The organism is Actinoallomurus acaciae, assembly GCF_042429965.1.
In the GTDB taxonomy this organism is placed as follows: domain Bacteria; phylum Actinomycetota; class Actinomycetes; order Streptosporangiales; family Streptosporangiaceae; genus Actinoallomurus; species Actinoallomurus acaciae.
Genome location: NZ_JBHLZP010000297.1, coordinates 1 through 10,397, shown reverse-complemented (window position 1 = coordinate 10,397; position 10,397 = coordinate 1). Strand labels below are relative to the sequence as shown.

Genomic DNA, 10,397 nt, shown 5'->3' with positions numbered 1-10,397 from the left:
CACCGTGGCCGGGCTGGTCGACGAGCCCGTCGCGGCCGGTCTGGCCTTCGGCGTCACGCCGGGCGTCGTGGCACCGTGGCCGGGCTGGTCGACGAGCCCGTCGCGGCCGGTCTGGCCTTCGGCGTCACGCCGGGCGTCGTGGTGGTGTACGACCTGGGCGGCGGGACGCTCGAGGTGACCGTGATGGAGGTCGGCGACGAGGAGTCGCGGATCATCGCCACCGGCGGCGACCGCCGGCTCGGCGGCTTCGACTTCGACGCCCGGCTCATGGAGTACGCGGCCTCGGAGGTGCGGAAGCTGGCCGGGCCGGACCTGCTCGACGGCGGTCGCCGCCAGGCCGAGCTGCGGGAGCGGTGCGAGCAGGCCAAGCACGCGCTGAGCCGCGCGCTCCAGACGCGGCTGTTCCTCAGCGGGGCCGACCGGAGCTACACCGTCGAGGTCGGCCGCGATCGGTTCGAGCGGATGACGCAGGACCTCCTGGAGCGGACCGCGGCCGTCGTCGATGAGGTCCTCGGCCGGGCCGGCGTGGGCTGGGCGCGGGTCGACCGCATCCTGCTCGTCGGCGGATCGACGCGGATGCCGATGGTCCGGCGGATGATCGAACGGCGGCTCGGCGGCGCGGCGGACACGACGGTCGACCCGGATCAGGCGGTCGCCCTCGGCGCCGCGATCGCGGCCCGCGACCTGACCGCCGCCGATCGCCTGGCGGCCGGCCGCCCCCGCATGCTCCGCCACCGCGACGGGGAACTCCTCTGAGGGTCGCGGACCGTCCGTACGCCGACCGGATAATGGCGCCTGTGAACCGTGCGACGACGTGGTGGGCCACCCTTTCCCTCGCGATGAAGGCGACCCTGGCGGGGCTGCTGCTGTTCGCGCTCGCCCACCCGCACTGGGACCGCTTCGCGGCCAAGGCCATGGGCATCCGCGCGATGACCTATCCCCTCGCGGCGGTCCTCGTGCCCGTCGTCTGGCTGATCGTCCGCCGCGTGCGCGGGTCGGCCCGGTATCCGTGGGACGTGGACGCGCTGGTCGTCGCTCCGTTCGTCATCGACGTCGCGGGCAACGCCGCGAACCTCTACGACACCGTCACCTGGTTCGACGACTTCTGCCACTTCGCCAACTGGGCCCTGGTGAGCGCCGCGTTCGGCATCGCGCTGCGGCGGGGCCCGGCGCTGCCGCGGTGGATGCTGGCGTTCGCCTGCGCCGGTTTCGGCGCGATCGCGGCGATCCTGTGGGAGCTGGCCGAGTACGCCACGTTCATCATGAACACGAACGAGGTGATCGGCATCTACCGCGACACGATCGGCGACGAGGTGCTGGGCCTGTCCGGCGCGACGCTCGCCGGAGTGCTCATCGCCGTGCTCGGCCCGGCGCGTCCCGCACCGGCGGACGAGGCCGGGGGCACGGGCCATGGGGGCTACCGCCCGACGTGACCGGCGAAAAGGCCCGCCATCGCCAATGCCAGGACAACGCCGGCGAGCATCAGCACGCCCTCCGCGGCGCCGAGGGTCCGGCTCCAGGAGGAGGGCTGGCGGACCACGTCCGGAGACGGCCGTCGTGGCCGGCGGCTCATCCGGAGGCACCCGGCGACGAGCGCGGCCGCACCGGCGAACAGCACGGCCAGCACGACCGCGGCGAGGGCCGCGGACGTGCGCGCCAGCCCGATCAGGAGCAGCGCGAGACCCGTCGTCCCGGACAGCACCAGCACGTGACGCGCGACGTCGCCGTCGGCATCGCGTGCGCGGAGGAGAAGGATCGACGGGAGCACCGCGCACACCGCCCACCCGGGCCCGCCACCGGAGAAGGCCAGGATCCCGGCGGTGAGGGCACCGGTGACGCCGGTCGAGAGCGTCAGCCCGGCCAGGACTCCCATCGCCCGGTACGACCACGTGCCCTGCGGCTCGGGCGGCGCCTCTTCCAACCGCATCGGGACGTGCGGTGTCCGCGCCCTGACGCGCCGCACGATCCACTGGACGCTCCGCTGGACCGTCAGCACGCCGGTCGTGACGAGGGCCACGGCGGCCGCGACGGACAGCTCGGGCACGATGAGGCCGAGGCCGGTGGCGGCCGTGCCGGCCAGCGCGACGCCGGCCACCCCGGAGAACACCGGGACCAGACCGTCGGCGACCAGCGAGCAGGCCAGGGCCGTAGGCGCGAGCGCGGCCAGGCCCGTCAGCACGTGAAGCAGGTCGAGGTGGGCGAGGCCGGTGGTGTGGAGGCCGGTGGTGTGGAGGCCGGTGGTGTGGAGGCCCGCGGTGTGGCGGCCCGTGGTGTGGAGGCCGGACAGGAACGCGAGGGGGAGAGCGCCGAACCGGCAGGCGAGGCCGATGCCGGACGTCGACGGCCACCGCGCCGCGACGGCACCCAGGCCGAGGAGCACGAGGCCGAGCGCGCCGGCGACGGCCGTCACCGCGACCCAGGGGAATCCGCCGAGCAGCAGAACCGCCACGGCGGCGGCGGAGACGCCGCCCGTCACGCTCACCGCGAGGGCGGACAGCCACTTCGCCGGGCCGGGATCGGCGTCCTGCGGAGCGTCGGCGTCGCCGACGGAGAACTCGGGAAGCTGCCGTGTCGCCGGGCGCAGGTAGAGCACGTCGCCGTGGGTGAGACTGACCTGCGCGGGGGTCATGCCCGCGTCGATGGCCGTCTCGTCCAGGCGCTGGAGGATCCAGCCGTCGTGCTCCAATCCGGCTTCGGCGAGATCCCGGCCCGAGTAACTCAGGATCACCGGAAGGAGATCGGCGAACGGCACGTCGACCGGAAGGGCCATGTCGACCCGGCGCTGGGGCCCTTCGACCGTGACCCGGCACAGGTCCCCGTCTTCCGTAAGATCCACCAGGCCCTCGCATGCCGTTCTACTCATGACCGGGACCGCCGAACCGATGCGACGCGGGGCGGTCTGTTCCTAGACTGGCGGAAGTTGACTCGATAATCCAACGCATCGGGAGTGGTGGCTTGACGAGCACCGTCCTCGTCCGGCGCAAAGCGCGGCGAGTTCCTCCCACGTTGCCGCGGGGTGAATTCCCGCTCGATCCGCCTCCCGCGCTCCCGCGAACGGGCGGTACGGGTCTTCGTGACACGCTGACGTATCTCGCGCTGGTCGGCGGTTGCGCCGCGATGATCCTCATTCTGCTCGACGACCGGGCCGACCGCCTCCTGAAGGTCGCGGACTTCGTCCTGGCCCTGACGGTGATGCTCGCCCTCGCCGGGCAGATCGGCCGGACGAGTGCCCACGAGACATCGCGAGGCCTGCGTCCCGGCGCCGCCCGGCGCGACTACCTGCGCTACCTGCGTGAGACGCACACGAGGCTGAGCGAGATCGCCCGCGACCAGCGCTCCGCGCTGACCTGGATGAATCCGGCCCCGGAACGCCTGTGGTCGATCGTCAGGAGCTCGCGGCTCTGGGAGAGACGGCCGGGAGATTCGGATTTTGGCGTCGCCCGTTTCGGCACCGGCCGGCAGAAACTCGCGGTTCGGCTCGTCCCGCCGGAGAGCCGGTCGCCCGAGGAACTCGAACCGGTCAGCGCGGAATCTCTCCGCCGCCTGGTGCGGACCCATTCCGTCATGCCGGATCTTCCGGTCGGAATCGCTCTCCAGTCGTTCAGCCGAATCGTCCTGTCCGGAGAAAGAGACGCCGTGTGCGGCATGATCCGCGCGGCGGTCATGCAGCTCGCCGCATTCCATTCTCCCGATGATCTGCGGATATCCGTCTGCGCGTCGACGGACCGGATCCCGTACTGGGAATGGATCAAATGGCTTCCGCACGCGTTGCATCCGACGAGCCGTGACGCCGTCGGGCCGATCCGCCTCTTCGCCGAGAATCTCACCGATCTGGAGGATCTCCTCGCGTTCGATCTCGCCTACCGCCTCCGTTGGCGCGGGCACGGCGACGGTCTCGAGACCCCCCTGCACGTCGTCGTCCTGGACGGTGGTGTCGTCACGCCGAGTTCCTCCCTCGGCACCGAGGCCGTCGCCGGAGTGTGCGTCATCGACCTCAGCGGCACGACGAGCGGGGGATCGGCCGAGACGATCCTGCGGCTGGAGGTCTCCTACGACGAGGTCCGCACGCGTCAGGGCGACCAGACGAACGCGCCGGCGTGGACACCCGACCATGTCGGTTTTCCCCAGGCCGAGGCACTGGCCCGCCAGCTCGCGCCGTTGCGGGTCGGCTCGATGCGCACGACGAGCGAGGACCACGTCGCCGCGACCATGCCGCTGACGTCACTGCTCGGCGTGCAGGACGCCCACAGCGTCGACCCGGAGACCCTCTGGCGGTCGCGCGTACCGCGCAACCGGCTCCGGGTGCCCATCGGCGTGGACACCGACGGCCGTCCGGTCGAGCTCGACATCAAGGAGCCGGCTCAGGGCGGCGACGGCCCGCACGGCCTGGTCATCGGGGCGACCGGCTCCGGCAAGTCCGAGCTGCTGCGCACGCTCGTGCTCGGCCTGGCGATGACGCACTCCCCGGAGGTCATCAACTTCGTCCTCGTCGACTTCAAGGGCGCCGCCACATTCGCCGGCATGGAGCGGCTCCGGCACGTCGCGGCCGTCATCACCGGCCTGGAGGACGAGCTGCCGCTGGCCGACCGCATGTACGACGCGCTGCACGGCGAGATGATGCGGCGGCAGGAGCTCTTGCGGGCGGCCGGCAACCACGCCTCGGCGCGCGACTACGAGGCGGCGCGCGAGCGCGGCGCCCAGATCCCGGCGATGCCGACGCTCTTCGTGGTGCTGGACGAGTTCGCCGAACTGCTGTCGGCCAAGCCGGACTTCGCCGAGCTCTTCGTCATGATCGGCCGCCTCGGCCGGTCGCTCGGCGTGCACCTGCTGCTCGCGTCGCAACGTCTGGAGGAGGGCAAGCTCCGCGGCCTCGACACCCACCTGTCGTACCGCATCGGCCTGCGCACCTTCTCGACCATGGAGAGCCGCGTCGTCCTCGGTGTGCCCGACGCGTACCAGCTGCCCTCACAGCCCGGCAACGGCTACCTGAAGATCACCGACTCGATGGTCCGCTTCAAGGCGGCGAGCGTCTCCGGAGCCGATGATCCGCACCGGTCCGGAGCCCACGGCCCGGTGCGGCAGGGCCGCGGCGGCGCGTCGGCCGCACAGGTCGTGCCGTTCGGCACCGGTCGCGTCCCCCCGGAGGGCACCGAGGCGCCGGACTCGCAGCCGGTGCGGGACGGCGACGAGAAGAGCGTGCTCGACGTCGTCCTCGACCGGCTCGCCGGCCAGGGTCCGACGGCGCACCGGATCTGGCTGCCGCCGCTCGACGAGTCCCCGACGCTCGACCGGCTCCTGCCCCGCCTGCGCACCATCCCCGACCTCGGCCTGACCACGGCGGACTGGGAGGACCGCGGCCGGCTGGTGGCCGCGGTCGGCGTCGTCGACCGGCCGTTCGACCATCGTCGCGAGACGATGTGGCTGCGCCTGTCCGGCTCCGCCGGGCACGTCGCCGTGGTGGGCGGGCCGCAGGCCGGAAAGTCGACCGTGCTGCGGACGCTGATCGCCTCGCTGGCGCTGACCCACACGCCCCAGGAGGTGTGGATCTACTGCCTCGACCTCGGTGGCGGCGCCCTCGGCGGCCTCAGAGCGCTGCCGCACGTCGGGGGCGTGGCGGACCGGCTGGATCCCGACCGCGTCCACCGTACGGTCGCCGAGGTCGCCGCGATCCTCACCGAGCGGGAGCGCCGGTTCGCCGAGCTGGGCATCGACGGCATCGAGACGTACCGGCGGGTGCACCGCGAGGGGCTCGCCGACGTGTTCCTCGTGGTCGACGGCTGGTCCGGCGTACGCCAGGACTTCGAGCAGACAGAGACGATCATCGCCGACCTGGCGGTACGCGGCCTCGGCTACGGCATCCATCTCGTGGCCTCCGCGAATCGGTGGTTCGAGTTCCGGACGAACATCGGCGACCTGTTCGGCTCCCGCGTGGAGCTGAGGCTCGGCGACCCGGCCGACTCCGTGTTCAACCGGAGGGCGGCGGTCAACGTCCCGGAGCGACGGCCCGGCCGCGGGATCACCCACGAAGGCCTGCACTTCCTCGCCGCGCTTCCGCGGATCGACGGCGTGTCCGGAGCCGATGACCTCGCCGACGGTGTGGCGAACCTGGTCCACGCGGTGAGCGGGGCCTGGCGGGGCCCGGCCGCGCCGCAGGTCCGGATGCTGCCGGCGGTGCTCCCGTCGTCCGCGCTGCCGACGGCCGAGGAGACCGGGCGGCAGGTGCCGATCGGCATCGACGAGGACGAGCTGGCGCCGGTGCTGCTGGACTTCGGCGCCGCGCCGCACTTCCTGGTCATCGGCGAGAACGAATGCGGCAAGTCCAATCTTCTGCGGCTGATCGCCAACGCGCTCGTCGAGCGGTACACGCCGGAGGCGGCCCGGTTCATCGTCCTCGATTACCGCCGCAGCCTGCTGGAGGCGACCGACGGCGAGCACCGCATCGGTTACGCGGCATCGGCGTCGGGGGCGAAGACGCTCGTGCAGGACGTACGGGACGCGCTGGCGCGGCGGCTCCCGCCGACGGATCTCCCGCCGCAGGAGCTGCGGACCCGGTCCTGGTGGAAGGGGCCCGACCTGTTCGTGTTCGCCGACGACTACGACCTCGTGGCCACGTCGTCGGGCAACCCACTGGCGTCGCTGGCCGAGCTCCTCCCCAACGCACGCGACATCGGCCTGCACGTCATCGTGGCGCGCAGCAGCGGGGGCGCGGGCCGGGGCATGTTCGACCCGATCGTTCAGCGCATCACCGACATGGCGTCCCCCGCACTGATCATGTCGGGGAACAGGGACGAGGGCGTCCTCGCTGGCGTGCGACCCCGCCGGTTCCCGCCGGGCCGGGGCGTTCTCACCGATCGGCGGTCGGGTGCCCGGGTCGTCCAGACCGCCCTGTACTCCGGCGGCGAACTGGGCGGAGTCGGCCGCGCCCTCGAGACGCCCACCGACGAGTAGCCCGGACATGGCCTCCAGGGAGAGACTCACACCGATGCCCGGCAAGGAAGACGGCAACATCTGGTCCGGCCTGCCGAGGCTGGCGTGGCTCGTGACGCTGCTGCTCCCGCCTTCGGCCGTGGCCGCGCTGGCACACGGCCTCGTCCGCGAGCATCCGGTGATCGCCGTTCTCGCGGTCATCGCGTACTGGGCGGTGGTCACGGTCGGGCGGTTCGTCACCGGCATGGTCCGGGATCTGGTCCAGCGCCGGCGGACGTCCTGGATCGAGGGCGCCGACCGGGCGCTGGGCATAAGGCTCACGCGGTTCAAGGGGAAGTACCTCCACCACCTCGCGCGGAGCCTGCACAAGATCGACCAGAAGGGGCTGTCGACGCCCGGCTTCTACACGCCCGACCTCGACGACGTGTACATCGACGTGAGCCTGGCCGTCCGGGCACCGAACCAGATACGCGGCGACCTGCTCGCCGACGCCGCCTCGGAGTCGACCGAACGCCGCTCCATCACGGACTTCCTCGACGGGGTGACCCCGGCCGTCATCGCGATCGTCGGGGCGCCCGGCAGCGGGAAGACCACGCTGCTGAGGTACACCACGCGCCGGATCTGCCAACACCGCAAAGGGCGGCGGCGGACGATCCCGATCCTGCTGTACCTGCGCGACCACGTTCACACGGTCAGGGCCACACCGCGGATCGCGCTGGACAAGGTCGTGCATGAGGCGCTCGGCCGGCTCGCTCCCGACGAACCGCCCGGCTGGTTCGAACGGCAGATCCGCGATGGGAACTGCCTGGTGCTGCTGGACGGCCTCGACGAGGTCGCCTCCGAGGCGGACCGCCGGCGGGTCGCCGACTGGATCGAACTCCAGATCCGGGAGTACCCCGAGAACGACTACGTCATCACGTCGCGGCCCCGCGGCTATGAGGCCACGCCGATCGAGGGCGCCACCGTTCTGCAGACGCGGCGGTTCACCGACGAGCAGATGTCGCAGTTCATCAGTTCCTGGTACGCCACCATCGAACGCCACGCGTCCGGCGGGCAGAACGACGAGGTCCTGGCGCGCTCGGCCGAAGAAGGAGCGGAAGACCTCCGGAGGAGGCTGCGGGAGGCGCCCGGGCTGTACGAGCTGACCGCGAACCCGCTGCTGCTGACGATGATCGCCAACGTCCATCGCTTCCGTGGGTCCCTGCCGGGAAGCCGGTTCGATCTGTACAGCGAGATCTGCCAGGTCATGCTGTACCGGAGGCTGGAGGCCAAGAAGCTCGCGGTCGAGCCTCGCGGAGACCAGAAGGAGATGCTTCTGCGGGTGCTGGCCCTGGAGATGATGAAGCGCCGCGTACGCGATCTGACCAGGGCGGAGTGCCTCGCGATCCTCAAGCCCGCGGTGCGGCGCGTGTCCAGGGAGCTGTCTGCCGAGTCGTTCCTGGACGACGTCAGCATGAACGGCCTGGTCATCGAGCGGGAGAACAGCGTCTACGCCTTCACCCACTTCACCTTCCAGGAATACCTGGCCGCGGCGCGCCTGAAGGAGAAGGGCCTCGTCTCGGTGCTGGTCGACGCGGTGGACGACGACTGGTGGCGCGAATGCACGCTCCTCTACGCCGCTCGCTCCGACCCCGGCCCCATCATCGAGGCGTGTCTGCGCTCTCGCGGCCCGGCCGCGCTCGCCCTGGCCTTCTACTGTGCCGATGAGGCGGGCGAACTCGCCCCCGAGCTCCAGGACGAGCTGAACCACGTGCTGGAGCACGCCGACCCGGGCAGCGTCCAGCACACCCGGCTCGTCGCCAGCGTGCTGGTGGCGCGCCACCTGCACCAGCTCGTGTACGCCTCCAACGGAAGCCGTATCTGCGCCCTGCCCGTCAACTGGGAGATCTACGCGCTGTTCCTCCGGGACACGCAGGGGAGGCGGCGGCCGGACGCCGCGGCGACGCCGGGCACCGACCACGAGATCGCGCTGGGCACCCGCGCGAGCGACGCGGCCGCGTTCGTCGCCTGGGTGAACGACCTGCTCGGCGGTGACCTGTTCCACCGCCTGCCCACGCCGGAGGAGCTGGGCGACCGCAGGGTGCAGCGGATCATCCGCCGTACGGGCGTCTGCTACTGGACGCAGCCAGCCGCGTACGGAGCGAGCCCGGTGCTCTGGATACCGGAGGGAACACCTCATCCGGGCTCCGTGGAGGGCGGCCTGCTCCGTGAGGACGTCATCGCGGATCTCCGCCGTCGGACGCCGGCCCTCATCGCGATCTTCCTGGTGCGCGCGAAGTCGTCCGTAGGCGTCCTCCTCCGCCTCCTCGACACCGCCCCCGACCCCGGTCTCGACCGGGCCCTGGCCCAGCTCACGGACCTCGCGGCCGCCCTCAACACGGCGTTGGCCAACAGTCTCGTGCGCGCCTTCGACATCGGCCTCAACCTGGAGTTCGGCCTGAACCGCGACAGCGCGAGGATCCGGGAGGTCGTCAACCAGCTGAGCGCGGAGATGCCCCGCGAGGCCATCCCGGAGTTCGTCCGCGAGCTGGCCTGGGGGCTGGTGACCGACCTCACGACGGGCCTCGGACTCGCGCCCCGGGACGAGTCGCCGTACCTGGGGGACCTGGACCGCATTCGCGGCGCGCTGCTCGCCCTCCGGCACGATCTGGAACGCGACCGGCGCAGGTCCGCGCGCACGCGAGACCTCGCCCGCGACCACGCGAGCGCGCGCGACCGCGTTCACGATCTCGCGATCGGCCGGGCGCTCTCCCAGAGCCTCTCGCGCAGTCTGCTGCGCGACCACCGCCGCCCGGAGGCCGTCGTCGACGGCTTCGCGGAGCAGTTCGCGGCCACCGCGCGCATCGGCGACACCGGCTTCACGGTGTCGCCGGACGGCGGCCACCGGATGGTCACGGACGCCGTCGCGGAGATCCAGGGCCTTCTCCTGAAGGCGCCGAACCTCCTGCCGTCGACACTCTGGGCGGCGGAGATGGCCAAGACGCTCGAACGGGTGGCCACGCCGGCCTTCGACCGGAGCGAGGACCTCACCGACGCGACGGCCACCGCGATCCGCCTCGGCGCGCTCTGCCTCGCCGTCGAGGCCGACATCCGGCGGAGAACCGGTCTGGGCGACCTGTTCCGGCACATCGCGGCCGGCGCCACCTGGCTGGAACGGCGGCGCACGGGCCGCTCCAACGCCGCCGAGGCGATCGTCATCGCGAGCGACTGACGCTCCGGCCGCGGCCGCGCGGCCCGGTGTCGTGAGGGTGTGCGGTACGTCGCCGCGCGGTGATCGGCCCGGCGTCGCGGAGAGCGCTCGCGTGCCGTCGGAGTTCGATGGTGGTGCGACGGCTCGCAGGATCGAGGCGCGGATGTCGGCGAGCGAGCGACCGGAGCCGTAGGCTTTTCCCGCCGCTCCGCCGCTCCGGCGTCCCGGCGTCCCGGCGTCCCGGCGTCCCGGCGTCCCGGCGTCCCGGCGTCCCGGCGTC

At 72.1% G+C, this 10,397-nt stretch carries 5 protein-coding genes; 4 read left to right on the top strand and 1 reads right to left on the bottom strand.

Annotated elements, in window-relative coordinates; genetic code table 11:
* Nucleotides 1–75: 75 nt before the first annotated feature.
* Entirely contained in the window at nt 76–756 is a 681-nt protein-coding gene (locus ACFFNX_RS31210) for an Hsp70 family protein (protein WP_378209458.1), read from the top strand.
* 41 nt (nt 757–797) lie between these two features.
* Entirely contained in the window at nt 798–1,433 is a 636-nt protein-coding gene (locus tag ACFFNX_RS31205; protein WP_378209457.1) for a DUF2238 domain-containing protein, read from the top strand.
* Here the strand turns inward: ACFFNX_RS31205 and ACFFNX_RS31200 are convergent.
* Nucleotides 1,418–2,863, bottom strand: coding sequence for an EsaB/YukD family protein (locus ACFFNX_RS31200; protein ID WP_378209456.1), 1,446 nt, complete (start codon nt 2,861–2,863; stop codon nt 1,418–1,420). The two genes, ACFFNX_RS31205 and ACFFNX_RS31200, sit on opposite strands and share 16 nt — an antisense overlap.
* A 143-nt stretch (nt 2,864–3,006) precedes the next feature.
* Here ACFFNX_RS31200 and eccCa point away from each other — a divergent pair, with 143 nt between their 5' ends.
* A complete protein-coding gene (gene eccCa, locus ACFFNX_RS31195) occupies nt 3,007–6,948 on the top strand; it encodes a type VII secretion protein EccCa (protein WP_378209455.1) in 3,942 nt (1,313 codons plus the stop codon).
* A 34-nt stretch (nt 6,949–6,982) separates the two neighbouring features.
* Nucleotides 6,983–10,138 (top strand): NACHT domain-containing protein, encoded by a 3,156-nt coding sequence (locus ACFFNX_RS31190; RefSeq protein ID WP_378209454.1) that lies wholly within the window; start codon nt 6,983–6,985, stop codon nt 10,136–10,138.
* Nucleotides 10,139–10,397: the final 259 nt, after the last annotated feature.